A 16,983-nucleotide genomic window follows, 5' to 3' on the forward strand; every position below is an offset into this window, starting at 1 on the left:
CATTTATTGTGCCGGCCTTTTATGATATAGAGGAGGAATATTTTATATGGAAAATACATCATTCCCGGCGCTGGCGCTCCGGGGGAAGATGATTTATCCGGATACATCAGCCTTTTTTGAGGTTTCACGAGCCAAATCCCTGAAAGCGTTGGAGGAGGCAGTAAATCATAATCAACTGATTTTTTTAGTAAACCAGAGAGATCCGGCGGAGGAGACCCCGTCTGAGGAAGACTTGTTTCAGGTTGGAACCATCGCAAGAATCCAGCAGATGGTGAAAGCAGGACAGGGAATCCTGCGGGTATTCGTGGAGGGCGTTGGCCGCGCGAAGATTCTCGATTATCAGGATGTGGATCCGTGCCCGTGGGTTATTGTGGAGCGCATCAATTCCGTGAATTTTCCGGAAGGAGAAAATGATGAGAAGGCACGTTTCCGGCTGATCTGCGATCTGCTGGGCGAGTTCATTGATAAGAATCCGGGCTTTCTCACCAATCAGATTCAGGCTGCCATCGACAAGGGCAAGCTGCTTCCTCTCATGTATGAGCTTGCGTCCGAGCTCCCGTTTGATCTTGAGAGAAAACAGGAGTTTCTGGAGGAGACCGACGTGATCCGCCAGTCGGAGATGCTCATGAACATATTGATGGAGGAGTCGCAGATCAGCGACATCCGCAACGAGATCACGGAGAAAGTCAAGAAAAATGTAGATAAGAATCAGAAAGATTATCTTCTGCGGGAACAGCAGAAGGTGATCCGCAAGGAGCTGGGCGAGGAGGACATCGCCTCCGATGCCGACGAGTATCTGGAAAAATGTGAGAAACTCAACGCCTCCAAAGAGGTGAAAGATAAGATCCGCAAAGAAATCAACCGTTTCAAAGGCGTTCCGCCGATGGCTTCCGAGAGTATCGTCATGCGCAATTATATCGAAGCTATGCTGGAGATGCCGTGGAAGAAAGGATCCAAGGATAACAAGGATCTGAAGAAGGCTTCTGCGATTCTGGAGGAGGATCACTATGGTCTTGAAAAGGTGAAGGAGAGGATTCTCGATTATCTGGCGGTTCGTTCTCTGACCAGAAAGGGAGAGACGCCGATTCTCTGCCTGGTGGGTCCTCCGGGAACCGGAAAGACATCCATCGCCAAGTCCATTGCCCGGGCGCTGAATAAAAAATATGTCCGCATTTCTCTGGGCGGCGTTCATGACGAGGCAGAGATCCGCGGCCATAGAAAAACTTATGTGGGCGCCATGCCGGGACGGATCGCTGAGGGCATCCGGCAGGCGGGCGTGAGAAATCCGCTGATGCTTCTGGATGAGATCGACAAGGTCAGCAGCGATTACAAAGGAGATACGGCGTCCGCCCTGCTGGAGGTGCTGGACGGCGAGCAGAATGTGAACTTCCGCGACCACTATCTGGAAGTGCCGCTGGATCTGAGCGAGGTGCTGTTTATTGCCACAGCCAACGAGCCGGAACGCATTTCCAAGCCGCTCCTTGACCGTATGGAGATCATCGAGCTGTCCAGCTACACGGAAAATGAAAAGTTCCATATCGCCAAGCAGTATCTGATCCGCAAGCAGCGAAAGGCCAACGGTATCCTGAAGAAACAGATCAGCATACCGGACGAGGTCATCTATGAGATCATCCGTTCTTATACCAGAGAGGCCGGCGTCCGTGATCTGGAGAGAAAGATCGGCCGGATCATGCGGAAGGCAGCCCGCGCCATCATCGAAGGACAGGAGAAGCTGGAGGTTCGTCCGGAAGATCTGGAAGAGCTTCTGGGCATGGCGCCGTATTCCGAGGAAGAGAAGGCCACGAAGCCGCAGGTGGGCATCGTCCGTGGACTGGCATGGACCAGCGTCGGCGGAGATACCCTGTCCATCGAAGTAAATGTAATGCCTGGCAAGGGCAAGCTGGCCCTCACCGGACGTATGGGCGATGTGATGAAGGAATCCGCGCAAATCGGTCTCAGCTACATCCGTTCCATCGCAAGACAGTACGATATTGACGGTGAATTTTTTGAAAAGCATGATATTCATATCCATATTCCGGAAGGGGCTGTGCCAAAAGACGGACCTTCTGCGGGTATTACTATGACTACTGCCATGCTCTCTGCCATCACCGGAAGAAAAGTCCGGGGTGATCTGGCAATGACAGGAGAGATCACCCTGCGCGGCCGGGTACTTCCGATCGGAGGCCTGAAAGAGAAGCTTCTGGCAGCGAAGGCTGCCGGCATGAAAGAGGTGCTGGTTCCGGATAAGAACCGCCGGAACATTAGGGAGCTCGACAAGGAGATTACAGACGGGCTTACCATTACATTTGTGGAAGAAATGTCTCAGGTGATTGAGAAGGCGTTTGTGGGATAAGCGAGGAGAACACATATGATCATAAAAAATGTAGAACTGGAAACGGTCTGCGGCATCACCAGCAAGCTTCCGGATAATCAGCTTCCGGAAGTGGCTTTTGCAGGGAAGTCCAACGTAGGAAAGTCTTCCCTGATTAACGCGCTGGTCAACCGAAAGGCTCTGGCGCGGACCTCCGGCCAGCCGGGCAAAACCCAGACCATCAACTTTTATAATGTAAATAAAGAAATGTACATCGTGGACCTGCCGGGATACGGCTATGCCAAGGTGTCAAAAGAAGTGGCCGCCAAGTGGGGGCCGATGATAGAGAATTATCTTCATACCTCCCGGCAGCTGCGTATGGTCTTCCTGCTCATCGACCTGCGTCATAAGCCGGGCGCCAATGACATCCAGATGTACCGATGGATCTTAAGCAACGGATTCTCTCCGGTGATCGTTGCCACAAAGGCGGACAAAATCAAACGAAGCCAGCTGAAAAAACAGTTAAAGCAGCTGGAGGACACCCTGAAGGTCATCGAGGGCGTTCCGATCATTCCGTTTTCGGCTGTCACCAAGCAGGGGCGGGATGAAATCTGGGAACTCATCGAAACCTACGCGCTGGGCGAGGAGATGGAGATTCCGGAGGAATAAAACGGGGTATCAGTCATTTAAAAGCAATGTCTCCATGATCTGGCAGTAGACGGTGTCGCTCTTTTCCGACCATTTATCGCAGATGGCGATGGCCTGCTCCTTGGATACCACGTTTATTTTCAGCTCCATGAGGACGGTTCCGCGCTCCTTGATCTGGGCGTGCACCATGTATTCGCCCTTTTTGAGAGGGTAGTAATCGGCGGTGATGTTGACCTCCTTGCGGAGCTGATATTTATTTTCTTTGAAATAGTCGAGAATGTCATTCTTGATAGCGTCCGATATTTTGCTTTCAAACATCTGGAGGGCTTCTCTGCCATGAGATGTAAGATAATAGTGGGTCGTGTTGCGGATAAGCTCTCCCCGGATAAAATCGGACTCATCCAGTTCGTTGACTGCCTGCTGCATATGAAAATAAGAAGTATAGCCGTGGGTCACAAAAAATTCGCTGAGCTGGGAGGTCGTCAGCGGAAAATCCAGATTATCCAGCATATACAGTACCATTAATTTATATAAGGTTAACGATTCTTCAGACATTTTTCTCTCCGTTCCGTGTAAATATTTATGTAAATTTATTTTGAAGGCCCCCGGCAGATAGTTTTTGATTGCCGGCCGTCTTAACATTTTTTTATTTTTTCCATTGCTTTCCCTGAAAAGAGTTCCGCCGTTTCATTTCCTGATGAATGGAATTCAGTACCTGTCTCTTGTGGAGGCTCCAGGCAGGCGCAATCAGAAGATCTCTCGGCCCGTCGCCGGTAATCCGTTCGACGACTATGTCAGGACGAAGCATTTCCAGACAGGAGATCACACAGTCCACATAACTTTCCAGAGTGAAAAGAGGAAAAGGCTCCTGTGCGTAGATATCCGCCAGCCGGGTGTTTTTCAGGGTATGGAGCATGGACAGCTTGACGCCGCTCACGGGCAGCGCGTTCACATACGCGATGGTTTCCGCCAGCATATCGGGCGTCTCCCCGGGAAGCCCCAGAATCAGGTGGGCGGTGGTGCGGATGCCCCGGGAAGCGCAGGTGCTGGCCGCCGCGGTAAAAACCTTCGTCTCATATCCGCGGTTTAAAAAAGCTGCCGTGGAATCATGACAGGTCTGCAGCCCCAGTTCCAGAAATACCGGCTTTTGCCGGTTGATCTCTTCCAGCAAATCCAGCACCTCTTCCGGGAGACAGTCCGGCCGCGTGCCGATGGCGACGGCGACGATCTCTTCCGGTGCGATGGCGGCTTCATAGAGCGCGCGAAGCCGCTCCACGGGGGCGTAGGTGTTGGTAAAAGCCTGAAAATAAGCGATATACCTGCCGCCGGAATACTTTCTGCTGCTCTGTTCCTTGCCCAGAGCAATCTGCCTGGAAACCGGCAGCAGGGCGCTTTCCGAATACTCGCCGCTGCCGCCCTCACTGCAGAAAATGCATCCTCCCGTGGAGATGGTGCCATCCCGGTTCGGGCAGGTAAAACCGCCGTTGATGCTGATTTTATATACTTTTTCTCCAAACCGTTCCTTGAGAAAACGGCTGTAAGAATAATAGCGTTCCATGTTGTTTCATCCTTCCAGAGCTTTATTTTAACATCAGGGATAGGTTTATGCAAATGAAAAAAAACAGTTGTTTTCTCTGAAAATTGTGCTATCATAATGGTATTATAAATAATTGTGTTGAATATATAGAAGATTCGTTTCTGTAAAGACAATTTTTATGCACATCAGTAATTTTTTCCTGGATAGTATTTACAACCTGATTCATATACTGACACGTTTATGCACTGCTCAGACAGCCGTGAGGGTATAATCCCGGTGCGTTTTGAGGGCTGCTGCGGCTTTTGCTGTGTCTTTTTCCGTGCTTTCTCGCTCGCGGTTGTTTCGTGTACAGATGCTTTGAGAGGCCGGGAGACTGCGTGTCTGCGTATGGAGATTAGAAAATGGAGGTTTCACATGAATTATAGAAATATGACATTATTGCAACTGAGGGCTGCGGCAAAGGAGAAAGGTCTCCGGGGAATCAGCACGCTGAAAAAAGAACAGCTGATCGAGCGTTTGATGGAGCTGGAATCCTCGTCCAATGGCGAGAAGCAGTCTGCGCATGTCCATGAGGGCGGAAGAACGGAGCGGACAACCCGTGTGCGCGCAGAGCGGGAGCCTGGCGAAAACAACGGAAGAGAGCGGATGAACAGCCGCGAATCAGCCGGACGACAGGAGCACGAGAGAGTGAACGGAGAACGTCCGGAGTATGAGAGAAGAAATGGCGAGCGAACTGATTATGGAAGAAGAAATGGCGACCAGACGAATTTTGAGCGAAGAATGGATGACCGCGCGGATTATGAGCGCGCCGAGGCTGTCCATGACGGCGGTCAGGAACATGGAAGAAATGAAAACGGCATGAAGAGTGAGCTGGAGAGCCTCGACAGCGGGGAGAAGGCCAACGGTATCCTGGAAGTCATGCCGGACGGCTATGGATTTATCCGCTGTGAGAATTATCTGCCGGGAGAGAATGATGTGTACGTTTCCCCATCCCAGATTCGCCGCTTCAATTTAAAGACCGGCGACATCCTGATTGGAAACACCCGGGTAAAAACCCAGAATGAAAAATACAGCGCGCTCCTCTATGTGGAGTCCGTCAACGGTTATAAACCATATGAAGCGCAGAAAAGAAAAAACTTTGAAGATCTGACGCCGATCTTCCCGAACGAGCGGATTCGTCTGGAGATGCCGGGCGCGCCGGTTTCCATGCGGATGGTGGATCTGCTCTCCCCGATAGGAAAAGGGCAGAGAGGTATGATAGTATCCCAGCCGAAAACTGGTAAGACGACTCTCTTAAAGCAGATTGCCAAGAGCATTACGACGGCTTATTCTGATATGAAGCTCATCGTCCTGCTTATCGACGAACGTCCGGAGGAGGTTACAGACATCAGGGAATACATTGAAGGCCCGAACGCAGAAGTTATTTATTCGACCTTTGACGAACTGCCGGAGCATCATAAGAGGGTATCGGAAATGGTTCTGGAGAGGGCAAAGCGTCTGGTAGAGCACGGCGAAGATGTGGTGATTCTCCTGGACAGCATCACCAGGCTGGCAAGAGCCTACAATCTGGTGGTTCCTCCAAGCGGACGTACCCTTTCCGGCGGTCTTGACCCGGCGGCATTACATATGCCGAAAAAGTTCTTCGGAGCAGCCAGAAACATGCGGGAAGGCGGCAGCCTGACAATTCTTGCCACCGCCCTGGTAGATACCGGAAGCAAGATGGACGACGTGGTATTCGAGGAATTTAAGGGAACCGGTAACATGGAGCTGGTTCTTGACAGAAAGCTTTCCGAGAAGAGGATATTCCCGGCCATCAACATTCAGAAATCCGGAACCCGCCGGGACGACCTGCTCCTTTCCAAAGAAGAGCAGGAGATTGTATTTGCCCTGCACCGGGAAATGTCCGGAACCCGCGCGGAAGAAAATGTGGAGCAGATCCTCCAGTTCTTCAAAAAGACGAAAAACAACCAGGAATTTATTCATGTGATGCGCCAGTCACTGTTGAAATAGCGCTATTGCACGGAAACAGTAATTCTTGACGAGGAAAGATTTCTGTGAAATAATGAAATGGACACATTTTGTTCCTGATTATATAAGCGATTAATGCGATACATGGACGGATGGCACGCGAGCGCCATCCCCTTTAAAACGGACGTGTCACAACACGAAAAGAAACAGGAGAAGAAAAATGAATCGTTTTAAGAACTTTTTTCACGGAATATATGGAATCGACGGATTATCCTGCGGGCTTCTGTTTTTAAGCCTGCTGATCAATCTGATCACAACACTGATTCCGGTGGAAGGCATCCGGATGTTGAATCCGGTGAGTCTCCTTCCTCTGCTGCTCTGCCTGCTTCGCTTCTTTTCCCATAACCATCGGAAAAGACAGCGGGAAAATGAACGTTTTATGAGAATCATGCGGCCGCTGTTTGAATACTTCGACCAGAAAAGCGAAGAGAGAGAGCAGGCACAGATTTTCCGCTTTTTCAAATGCCCCGCCTGTTCTCAGAAGATCCGGGTGCCCAGAGGAAAAGGCAAGATTGAGATCACCTGCCCGAAATGCGGTAATAAGTTTATAAAGAAAACGTGATATACTATGAAAAACTGTCGGTTTAAGCCGGCAGTTTTTTTGTTTGGCAGAAAAATCTGTTGAGATTCATATGATATAGGGCCTTTATCATATATTTTCCCGGCCGAATCGACGACAATAAAATTCAATCGTTGTGCTTCATGTTTTCCGCCGCCTTTTTGGAAAATACGCATCCGCAGTAATCCTGTCGGTAAAGGTGATATTCCTCGGACAGGGCAATGGAGCGGAGATAGCCGCCTTTCTTTTTGAAGTCGGAAGGCAGGTGACGCACGCCGTATTCTTCCGCCAGACGTTCTCCGATTTCGTTGATCCACTGAGCGTTTTTGTGTGGGCTGATGGAAAGGGTAGTGGTGAAATAGTCAGCGTGCAGCTCTGCCGCTTTTTTTGCAGCTTCCCTCATCCGGAGTTCGTAGCAGTGATAGCAGCGGATGCCCCGCTCCGGCAGGTCTTCCATGCCTTTTGCCATGTCAAAAAAGCAGGCCGGATCATAGTCGCCTTCCATGAGAATAACCTGCCCTTTCTCTTCGTAGCCGGCCTCCCGGATGAAACGCTGCAGCTCGTGAATCCGTTTTTGATATTCTGTCTCCGGCGTGATGTTGGGATTATAATAGAAGAGAGTGATGTGAAAATACCGGGTCAGATATTCCAGCACGTAGCTGCTGCAGGGAGCGCAGCAGGCGTGGAGGAATAAATGCGGTTTCTGCTCTTCGGGCAGATTTTCACCGATCTGTCCGGTGATTTTATCCAGTTCTTTCTGATAATTTATTTTATTCATAGACGGTTCGTCCTTTCTGGTTGATTGTTTCATCTCTTAGATTTTTTGTATTTTCAAATAATGATAATAGCAGAATTCATGACGTTTTTCCAGCAGGAAAAAGCAATGCAAAACATAATAAAAAATAATTGCAAAATAAAATTTATTGTGATAATATATAAAAAATATAAACAGTAGTCAAAAGGAAGAGGTGAACGGTTGGGGGTTAAAGATATTGCAACAATAAAATATATGAGACAGAATACAATTTTTGCAGATGTATTTAATTATTTTATCCATAATGGAGAACAGGTTATTTGTCCGGAATGTCTGCAAGAATTAGATACCCGGGAGCTGGACATTCCTTATGGAGGAGAAAAGGGACATAAACAGCCGGTTCAGAGAAGCAGAGATTTGATAAAAGCGGTAACGGTAATGACGGATAACAATAATGCGTATCTTTTGTTAGCAATCGAGAATCAATCGAATATTCATTATGCGATGCCGGTGGTAACGTTGGCGATTTATTTTGGCGCAGAAGATTGGGATGCGCCCATGTCTAAGTCAGCAACCACCAGTTCAACTGGTGGTTTGCCATTAGCCCTCCAAAGGGCTTCTGTTACTGCTCGCCCATAAGGGCGGATGTCGCAAGCTATCTTACTGGTCCGCTATAAAGCGGTACCTCTTGAATCATTTCTCCTCGATTCTTCTGCTTGCTCTTTGATATATTTTTGTACTGCTTCATCGGTGATATTACCAATTGTTTCTACATAATATCCCCTGGCCCAGAATGCTTTGTCCCATTTACTTTGCATTTCCGGGTGCCTGTCGTATATCATTAGCGTACTCTTTCCTTTTAAATACCCCATAAAATTTGCTATGCTCAATTTTGGTGGTATTGCCACACTGAGATGCACATGATCTATACATACTGCTCCTGCTATTATTTCTACATTTTTATACTTGCATAATATACTAAGTATCTCCCGTACATCTTCTCTCACTTTCCCATATAATACTTTTTTCCGGTATTTGGGAATGAAAACTATATGATACTGGCATTTCCATCGGGTATGTGATAAACTTCTATTGTCCATTTCGGACCTCCTCCTATGCTTGAAATTTGGCTTGCGACACCAATTTCAATTATAGCATAGGAGGATTTTTATTGATATCCTCACCGTCTCGCACTACTTTATTCTCCCCAGCATAGCTGGGGGATTAGGCTTTTCATTCATACGATGTTCGGGAAACAGAACACAAAAGTGCTGCAATTTGTTCCTGATTATAAGATTAATCTTATTGCACCGGCTCAGATTAAAGATACGGATTTTGAAAAATTTACTACTTCATTAAAAGAGGTATTGTTATTTATCAAATATTCCGCATACTCAGTATTTCTGAAGTGGACAGAGAGCTCTTGTTAAAGAAAATATGACAATAAATGTATAGGCATTTGATTGATTATGATATGCGAAGCAGACAACAAAACAGTGTCCCTCCACCCTTCTCCTGCATATACTAATAAAAAAATCTGTGACGTTTCAGCCATGCCTTTTGGGCGCGCGGCTTGTGCTTTGCCTGTAAGCCGTGCGACTGAACCGTCGCAGGAATATGGGTGTATCTATGGCAGAATATGGACAATTGAAGATCAGTCTGGTGGAGTCCGGCAGTGAGCGGCCGGTGCCGGGGGCGTCGGTGGAGATTTCTTCCACGGGGGAGCCGGATCAGATTTTGGAGCGGCTTATGACGGATTCTTCCGGACAGACGGAGACGGTGGAACTGGAGGCGCCGCCTGTGGAGTATTCTCTGGAACCATCGGAAGAACAGCCGTATTCGGAGTATAATCTGCGGATTAATGCGCCGGGTTATGAACCGCTGACGGTTTCCGGCGCACAGATTTTCTCCGGTCAGCTTGCTCTGCAGAATCAGGGAATGCTGCGCCTGGCTCAGGCTCAGGGGGAATACCGGATTCTTGCCATTGGACCTCATACATTGTATGGGGAGTATCCGCCGAAGATCGCAGAGAATGAGATCAAAGATATCCAGGCCACCGGAGAGGTGGTGCTGAGCCGGGTGGTTGTGCCAGAATTTGTGGTAGTTCATGACGGGGCTCCGGGTGATGCTACGGCGACCAACCACTATGTACAATACAGAGACTACATTAAAAATGTGGCGTCCTGCGAGATTTATTCCACCTGGCCGGAGGCGACGCTTCGGGCCAATATCCTGGCAATCATGTCTTTTACCTTAAACCGGGTATACACGGAATGGTACAGAAACCGGGGGTATGATTTTACCATCACATCCTCCACTGCCTATGATCAGAAATGGATAGACGGAAAGACTATTTATGAGAGTATCAATCTGGTAGTGGATGACATTTTTAACGCTTATCTCTCACGGCCGGACGTGAGCCAGCCGATTCTGGCGCAGTATTGTGACGGACGCCGGGTGACCTGCCCGAATCAGCTCAGCCAGTGGGGCTCCAAGAGTCTTGGAGATGACGGATTGTCGGCGGAGGAGATTCTTCAATATTATTATGGAAGTGATATTTATATCAACACTGCAGACATGATATCGGGGGTTCCGGCCTCCTGGCCGGGATACACGCTGACGGTGGGCTCATCCGGGGAGAAAGTCCGTCAGATGCAGATGCAGCTCAACCGGATTGCTGAGGATTACCCCGCCATGCCGACTATCCGGGCGGACGGTATCTTTGGTTCAGCCACGAAGAACGCTGTGGAGACATTCCAGCGGATCTTCAATCTGCCGGTGACCGGGCAGGTGGATTTTGCCACCTGGTATAAGATCAGTCAGATTTATGTGGGCGTCAGCCGGATCGCAGAGTTAAACTGACAGTATTTTTGCAGGATTAAAAAAAATAATTGCAGAAAATGGTGCGCTGGCTTTTGTGGAGAAAGCGGCGCACCATCCTGTTTTGTGGAAGCATACCGTCTGTTTGCCCCGTAATAGGCGAAAAACAGACGTTTTCCGACGGAAAGTGTCGGAACGTAATTTAATATACATGAAAGTGCTTTTCAGACTGTAAAAAAGAAAACGATAGTTAAAAAAATAAAAAATTCATATTTCTGCCCTTGTATTTAAGGATGATATATGTTAGAATTTTAGCAATTTAAGCAATGATACGGTGGCGTAGTGCGAATGCCGGTTCACACCGGACTTTTTCAGGACAATGTGAACTGAGAGACACGGTGTGCAGATGCAAAATGACGCAGTTTAGAAAAGATACGCTCCCGGCGCTGGCGGGCCGATGCCTGATTCGATGTTTTGAAGCCGGGGGTTCCCGTCTTTTTTTTTGCGCACAGCACAAAAAAGCCGGTCATTGTGCGAATTACTCTCATTTTGTAAATAACCGGTGTATTGATTTGCTGTTTCCGGCGTATGAATAGCTGGAGAGAAAGCGTCAGCGCACCAACAATGTTCTAATATAGAAAGGAACGAGACATCATGAAAGCATTTCTTATCTTGGAAGATGGAACGGTGTTAACAGGAGAAAGCTTTGGCGCCGAGAAGGAAGTCATCAGTGAAATCGTTTTTAACACATCCATGACAGGGTATCTTGAGATCCTGACGGACCCGTCTTACGCAGGACAGTCCGTGGTGATGACCTATCCCCTGATCGGTAATTACGGTATCTGTACGGAGGACATGGAGTCCGTGCATCCCTGGACCAGCGGCCTCATTGTGAGAGAGTATTCTACACTGGCCAGCAATTTCCGTAATGAGATGACACTCGATACATTTTTAAAGAAATACGATATTCCCGGAATCGCCGGAGTGGACACCAGATATCTCACAAAGATTTCCAGAGAGCACGGTGTCATGAACGGGCTTATAACTACCAGAGAAGATTTTGACCTTGAAAAGGAGCTGGAGCGAATCAGAGCCTACAAAGTACAAGGCGTTGTCCGGGAAGTCTCATGTAAGGAGAAGAGAGTGCTGCCGGGAGATGGATTCAAGGTTGCGCTGATGGATTACGGTGCAAAATACAATATCGAGAAGTCCTTAAACCGGCTGGGATGTCAGGTTACCGTATATCCGGCTTACACAAAGGCAGAAGAAGTTCTGGCGGACGAGCCGGACGGCATCATGCTGTCCAACGGGCCGGGAGATCCAAAAGAATGTGTGGAGATCATAGAAGAACTTAAAAAACTTTTTGCCACAGATGTTCCGATTTTCGGTATTTGTCTCGGTCATCAGCTCATGGCTCTTGCCAACGGGGCAGATACGAAGAAAATGCGCTACGGACACCGGGGAGCAAACCATCCGGTGAAGGATTTAAAGACCGGAAAGGTGTACATTTCTTCACAGAACCACGGATATGTGGTCATGGAAGACACCCTGAACCGGGATGTGGCAGAGGTGAGCTTTATTAATGTCAACGACGGCACTCTGGAAGGCGTGCACTATCTGGGCAAAAATGTCATGACAGTGCAGTTCCATCCGGAAGCCTGCCCGGGACCGAACGATTCCGAGTTCCTGTTTAAAGAGTTTATGAATATGATGGAGGTAGCGAAAGATGCCTAGAAATGCCAGTATAAAAAAAGTACTTGTCATCGGTTCCGGTCCGATCGTCATCGGACAGGCCGCAGAGTTTGACTACGCGGGAACCCAGGCATGCCGTTCCTTAAAGGAAGAAGGCATCCATGTGGTTCTGGTCAACTCCAACCCGGCGACCATCATGACAGATAAAGATATTGCCGACGAAGTATACATTGAACCGCTGACGCCGGAAGTGATCAAGAAGCTTATCCTGAAGGTATCTCCGGACAGCCTTCTGCCGACCCTCGGCGGACAGGCAGCCTTGAATATCGCCATGGAACTTGATGAGAGTGGTTTCCTGCGGGAGCATAAGGTGAAGCTTATCGGAACCACAGGAAAGACTATCCGGAAGGCGGAAGACAGAGAGGCATTCAAGGAGACCATGGAGAAGATCGGCGAGCCGATCGCGCCGAGTCAGATCGTCACCAACGTGGAAGATGGTCTTGCTTACGCAAAGGAGATCGGTTATCCGGTTGTACTGCGTCCGGCATACACTCTGGGCGGCAGCGGCGGCGGTATCGCCAATAATGAAGAAGAGTTCGTGGAGATCATTCAGAACGGTCTTCGTTTAAGCCGTGTGGGACAGGTGCTCGTGGAGCGCTGCATCGCCGGATGGAAAGAGATTGAGTACGAGGTAATGCGGGACGGAAACGGCACCTGTATCACCATTTGTAATATGGAAAACATTGACCCGGTGGGCGTGCATACCGGCGACAGTATCGTTGTGGCGCCGTCTCAGACCCTCGGGGATAAAGAGTACCAGATGCTTCGTAACTCCGCTCTGAATATCATTTCCGAGCTGGGAGTGGAAGGCGGATGTAACGTACAGTTCGCCCTGCATCCGGAGAGCTTTGAGTACTGTGTTATCGAGGTTAATCCTCGTGTCAGCCGTTCTTCCGCGCTGGCATCTAAGGCCACCGGTTATCCGATTGCCAAGGTTACCGCCAAGATCGCTCTGGGATACAACCTGGATGAGATCAAGAACGCAGTCACAGGAAAGACCTATGCCAGCTTTGAGCCGGCCCTTGACTACTGTGTTGTAAAGGTGCCGCGTCTTCCGTTCGATAAATTTATCTCCGCATCCCGTCATCTGACTACCCAGATGAAGGCAACGGGCGAGGTTATGAGTATCTGCACTAATTTCGAGGGCGCGCTCATGAAGGCGCTCCGTTCTCTGGAGCAGCATGTGGACAGCCTGATGCACGGCGACTTTGATAAATTAAGCGATAAGGAGCTGACAGAGCACCTGCACATCGTGGATGACCTGCGCATTTACTGCATTGCGGAGGCACTGAGAAGAAAGATGGACCCGGCGATGATTCATGACATTACCATGATCGACCGCTGGTTCATTGATAAATTTAATAATATTGTTGAGATGGAAGCTGCTTTGAAAAACTGTGGAGGAGACCCGGACGAAGCTCTTCTTAGAGAAGCGAAGCGGATGGAATTCCCGGATACCGTCATCGGACAGCTCATCGGCAAGGATGAGGCGTACGTGAAGAATCTGCGCCGTCAGATGGATATCCGTCCTGCCTATAAGGTGGTGGATACCTGCGCGGCAGAGTTCGACGCAGAGACGCCGTACTACTATTCCTGTTTCGGCAGCTTCAATGAAGTGGAGGAGACCAGCGACAAGAAGAAGATCATGGTTCTCGGCTCCGGCCCGATCCGTATCGGACAGGGTATCGAGTTCGACTACTGTTCCGTACACAGTGTGTGGGCGTTTAAAGAGATGGGCTACGAGACCATCATCGTCAACAACAATCCGGAGACCGTCAGCACCGACTTTGACATCGCGGATAAGCTGTACTTTGAGCCGTTGACCGAGGAAGATGTGGAGCATATCGTAGAACTGGAGAAGCCAGACGGCGCTGTAGTACAGTTCGGCGGACAGACAGCCATCAAGCTGACAGAGAAATTAAACAAAATCGGCGTGCCGATCTTAGGTACCAGCGCAGAAAATGTAGATGCTGCCGAGGACAGAGAGCTTTTCGATCAGATTCTTGAAGAATGCTGTATCCCAAGACCAAAGGGAGACACGGTATTTACCAAGGAAGAAGCCCTTCGGGTGGCAAATGAGCTGGGATACCCGGTTCTGATTCGTCCGTCCTACGTGCTGGGCGGTCAGGGTATGCAGATTGCCGTTGCCGACAAGGATATCGTGGAATTTATGGACATCATCCAGCGTTACGCGCAGGAACATCCGATTCTCATTGACAAATATCTCATGGGCAAGGAAGTGGAAGTTGACGCGGTCTGTGACGGCGAGGATATTCTGATTCCTGGTATCATGCAGCATGTGGAGAGAGCCGGTATCCATTCCGGAGACAGTATTTCCGTGTATCCGGCAAGAGACCTTTCACCTAAGATCAAAAAAGTTATCGCCCATTATACGAGACTGCTGGCAAGAGCGCTCCATGTGGTCGGACTTATCAACATTCAGTTCATTGTATATCAGGATGAAGTGTATGTGATTGAAGTAAATCCTCGTTCTTCAAGAACGGTACCGTATATCAGCAAGGTGACAGGAATCCCGATCGTGGATCTGGCTACCAAAGTCATGACCGGACAGAAATTGAAAGATCTGGGATACGAGCCGGGACTGGCTCCGGAATCCCCATACTGGGCCATCAAGATGCCGGTATTCTCCTTTGAGAAGATCCGTGGCGCAGACGTAAGCCTCGGACCGGAGATGAAGTCCACCGGAGAATGTCTGGGCATTTCCAGAAACTATGAGGAGGCTCTTTATAAAGCTTTCCTGGGCGCAGGTATCAACCTGCCTAAGCATAAAAAGATGATCATGACCGTGAAAGACTCCGATAAGCTGGAGGCCGTGGAAGTGGGACGCAGATTTGCCGCCTTAGGTTATGAAATCTACGCCACAAGAAGCACCTGCAAATGCTTAAAGGACAATGGAGTACCTGCAAAACGTGTCAATAAGATAGAAGAAAACCGTCCGAATCTGCTGGATCTGATTCTCGGACATCAGATTGATCTGATTCTTGATACGCCGTCTCAGGGTATCGAAAGAAGTAAGGATGGTTTCATCATCCGTCGTCATGCGGTGGAGACCGGAGTCACCTGTCTGACTTCCATCGACACTGCCAACGCGCTGCTCACCAGTCTGGAATCTGACTGCAGAGATGATTTGTCTCTGGTGGATGTGGCACGTATCGACAAGGAGATAGAGGAAGAGCATAGAAAATAAATGTAATCCGCAAATATGGAGGATGGACATGAAAAAGTATACGAAACAGGATATTATACAGCTCGTGGAAGAAAATGACGTTCAGTTCATACGTCTGCAGTTTACCGATGTGTTCGGTGCGCTGAAAAATGTAGCGATCCCTGCCAGCCAGCTGGAACGTGCTCTTGATAATAAATGTATGTTTGACGGATCTTCCATCGAAGGATTTGTGAGGATTGAAGAATCCGATATGTACCTGTATCCGGATTTAAATACCTTCGAGATCCTTCCGTGGCGGCCGCAGCACGGGCGGGTGGCACGGTTTATGTGTGATGTGTACCGTCCGGAAGGGATTCCTTTTGAGGGCGACAGCCGTTACATTTTAAAAAAGGTACTGGAAAAGGCCGCGGAGATGGGATACACCTTTGATGTGGGACCTGAGTGCGAATTTTTCCTGTTCCATACCGATGACAACGGACAGCCAACGGTCATCACCCATGAAAAAGCCGGATATTTCGATGTGACTCCGCTGGATCTGGGAGAAAATGCAAGACGGGACATTATTCTTAATCTGGAGCAGATGGGATTTGAGATTGAGGCGTCTCATCATGAAGTGGCTCCGGCGCAGCACGAAATAGACTTTAAATATGATAATGCTCTTGCCACTGCCGATAAGATTATGACATTCAAGATGACGGTAAAGACCATCGCAAAACGCCATGGTCTGCACGCCACATTTATGCCGAAACCGATTCAGAATGTGGACGGTTCCGGCATGCATATCAATATGTCGCTGGAAAAGGACGGAAAGAACATTTTCTTTGATAAAAATGATCCGGAGGGACTGAGTGCAGACTGTTATCATTTCGTGGCAGGGCTCATGCAGCATGTGCGCGGCATGACATGTATCTGCAATCCTCTGGTGAATTCCTATAAACGTCTTGTGCCGGGATATGAGGCTCCGGTGAGCATTGCCTGGTCTGCCATGAACCGGAGTCCGCTGATCCGGATTCCGGCTGCGCGAGGAGCGGGAACCCGGGTGGAATTCCGAAGCCCGGACGGCGCGTCCAACCCATATCTTGTGATGGCTCTGTGTCTGGCAGCCGGCCTTGACGGTATCAAAAATAAACTGATGCCGCCGAAGCAGGTAGGACGCAACATGTATATGCTCACGGAAGAGCAGCTTCGCAGCATGAAAATCGGAGAACTTCCAAGGACACTGGGCGAGGCGTGCGCCGCTTTTGAGGAAGATTTGTTCCTGCAGAATATTCTCGGCCCGCACATTGCCGGAAAGTTCCTGGAAGCGAAAAAGAGAGAATGGAACGAATATTGTGAACATGTTTCACAATGGGAGATCGACGAGTATCTGTATAAATTTTGATCCCCG

The 16,983-nt window shown here is 49.0% G+C and carries 13 protein-coding genes; 9 read left to right on the forward strand and 4 right to left on the reverse strand.

The genetic code is table 11. From position 1 onward, the window contains the following. Positions 1-46 precede the first annotated feature (46 nt). Complete coding sequence (lon, locus tag B5F87_RS15275) at positions 47-2,353, forward strand: endopeptidase La (RefSeq protein WP_087282554.1); 2,307 nt, start codon at positions 47-49, stop codon at positions 2,351-2,353. Between the two features lie 15 nt (positions 2,354-2,368). Next, a complete protein-coding gene (yihA, locus tag B5F87_RS15280; protein ID WP_087282556.1) occupies positions 2,369-2,980 on the forward strand; it encodes a ribosome biogenesis GTP-binding protein YihA/YsxC in 612 nt (203 codons plus the stop codon). Between the two features lie 9 nt (positions 2,981-2,989). Here yihA and B5F87_RS15285 read toward each other — a convergent pair whose 3' ends face one another. Both B5F87_RS15285 and B5F87_RS15290 read right to left on the reverse strand, forming a co-directional pair. Further along, on the reverse strand, positions 2,990-3,514 hold the full coding sequence (locus B5F87_RS15285) for a DUF4364 family protein (RefSeq protein WP_087282624.1): 525 nt from the start codon (positions 3,512-3,514) through the stop codon (positions 2,990-2,992). 91 nt (positions 3,515-3,605) lie between these two features. Next, on the reverse strand, positions 3,606-4,517 hold the full coding sequence (locus tag B5F87_RS15290) for a TIGR01212 family radical SAM protein (protein ID WP_087282558.1): 912 nt from the start codon (positions 4,515-4,517) through the stop codon (positions 3,606-3,608). 393 nt (positions 4,518-4,910) lie between these two features. On the opposite strand from B5F87_RS15290, the gene rho reads away from it, so the two are divergent. Next, positions 4,911-6,506, forward strand: coding sequence for a transcription termination factor Rho (gene rho, locus B5F87_RS15295; protein ID WP_087282560.1), 1,596 nt, complete (start codon positions 4,911-4,913; stop codon positions 6,504-6,506). 178 nt (positions 6,507-6,684) lie between these two features. Further along, complete coding sequence (locus B5F87_RS15300; RefSeq protein ID WP_087282562.1) at positions 6,685-7,086, forward strand: hypothetical protein; 402 nt, start codon at positions 6,685-6,687, stop codon at positions 7,084-7,086. 124 nt (positions 7,087-7,210) lie between these two features. Here the strand turns inward: B5F87_RS15300 and B5F87_RS15305 are convergent, their stop codons facing one another. Beyond that, positions 7,211-7,861, reverse strand: a complete 651-nt coding sequence (locus B5F87_RS15305) for an epoxyqueuosine reductase QueH (RefSeq protein ID WP_087282564.1) — start codon at positions 7,859-7,861, stop codon at positions 7,211-7,213. 198 nt (positions 7,862-8,059) lie between these two features. On the opposite strand from B5F87_RS15305, the gene B5F87_RS15310 reads away from it, so the two are divergent. Further along, positions 8,060-8,476, forward strand: coding sequence for a hypothetical protein (locus tag B5F87_RS15310; RefSeq protein ID WP_204246082.1), 417 nt, complete (start codon positions 8,060-8,062; stop codon positions 8,474-8,476). Between the two features lie 32 nt (positions 8,477-8,508). Here the strand turns inward: B5F87_RS15310 and tnpA are convergent, their stop codons facing one another. Then, positions 8,509-8,937 (reverse strand): IS200/IS605 family transposase, encoded by a 429-nt coding sequence (gene tnpA / locus B5F87_RS15315; protein ID WP_087282566.1) that lies wholly within the window; start codon positions 8,935-8,937, stop codon positions 8,509-8,511. A 529-nt stretch (positions 8,938-9,466) separates the two neighbouring features. Between tnpA and B5F87_RS15325 the strand changes: the two genes are divergently transcribed. From B5F87_RS15325 to glnA, 4 genes are all read left to right on the forward strand, one after another. Beyond that, positions 9,467-10,699 (forward strand): peptidoglycan-binding protein, encoded by a 1,233-nt coding sequence (locus tag B5F87_RS15325; protein ID WP_087282570.1) that lies wholly within the window; start codon positions 9,467-9,469, stop codon positions 10,697-10,699. Positions 10,700-11,311: 612 nt separating this feature from the next. Continuing rightward, positions 11,312-12,391: a carbamoyl phosphate synthase small subunit gene (locus tag B5F87_RS15335; RefSeq protein ID WP_087282573.1), complete on the forward strand. Its 1,080-nt coding sequence runs from the start codon at positions 11,312-11,314 to the stop codon at positions 12,389-12,391. Next, positions 12,384-15,617, forward strand: coding sequence for a carbamoyl-phosphate synthase large subunit (gene carB / locus B5F87_RS15340; RefSeq protein ID WP_087282575.1), 3,234 nt, complete (start codon positions 12,384-12,386; stop codon positions 15,615-15,617). The genes B5F87_RS15335 and carB overlap by 8 nt, the downstream gene beginning before the upstream one ends. 28 nt (positions 15,618-15,645) lie before the next feature. Continuing rightward, entirely contained in the window at positions 15,646-16,977 is a 1,332-nt protein-coding gene (gene glnA, locus B5F87_RS15345) for a type I glutamate--ammonia ligase (RefSeq protein WP_087282577.1), read from the forward strand. Positions 16,978-16,983 lie beyond the last annotated feature (6 nt).

It is taken from the genome of Eubacterium sp. An3 (assembly GCF_002159465.1).
GTDB lineage: Bacteria > Bacillota > Clostridia > Lachnospirales > Lachnospiraceae > Anaerobutyricum > Anaerobutyricum stercoris.

Excerpts from the sequence above, each read along its gene's own strand:
- yihA (WP_087282556.1), top strand. The coding sequence starts at position 2,369 with ATGATCATAAAAAATGTAGAACTGGAAACGGTCTGCGGCATCACCAGC.
- B5F87_RS15335 (WP_087282573.1), top strand. The coding sequence starts at position 11,312 with ATGAAAGCATTTCTTATCTTGGAAGATGGAACGGTGTTAACAGGAGAA.
- B5F87_RS15325 (WP_087282570.1), top strand. The coding sequence starts at position 9,467 with ATGGCAGAATATGGACAATTGAAGATCAGTCTGGTGGAGTCCGGCAGT.
- lon (WP_087282554.1), top strand. The coding sequence starts at position 47 with ATGGAAAATACATCATTCCCGGCGCTGGCGCTCCGGGGGAAGATGATT.
- B5F87_RS15290 (WP_087282558.1), bottom strand. The coding sequence starts at position 4,517 with ATGGAACGCTATTATTCTTACAGCCGTTTTCTCAAGGAACGGTTTGGA.
- carB (WP_087282575.1), top strand. The coding sequence starts at position 12,384 with ATGCCTAGAAATGCCAGTATAAAAAAAGTACTTGTCATCGGTTCCGGT.
- B5F87_RS15305 (WP_087282564.1), bottom strand. The coding sequence starts at position 7,861 with ATGAATAAAATAAATTATCAGAAAGAACTGGATAAAATCACCGGACAG.
- B5F87_RS15300 (WP_087282562.1), top strand. The coding sequence starts at position 6,685 with ATGAATCGTTTTAAGAACTTTTTTCACGGAATATATGGAATCGACGGA.
- rho (WP_087282560.1), top strand. The coding sequence starts at position 4,911 with ATGAATTATAGAAATATGACATTATTGCAACTGAGGGCTGCGGCAAAG.
- glnA (WP_087282577.1), top strand. The coding sequence starts at position 15,646 with ATGAAAAAGTATACGAAACAGGATATTATACAGCTCGTGGAAGAAAAT.
- tnpA (WP_087282566.1), bottom strand. The coding sequence starts at position 8,937 with ATGGACAATAGAAGTTTATCACATACCCGATGGAAATGCCAGTATCAT.
- B5F87_RS15285 (WP_087282624.1), bottom strand. The coding sequence starts at position 3,514 with ATGTCTGAAGAATCGTTAACCTTATATAAATTAATGGTACTGTATATG.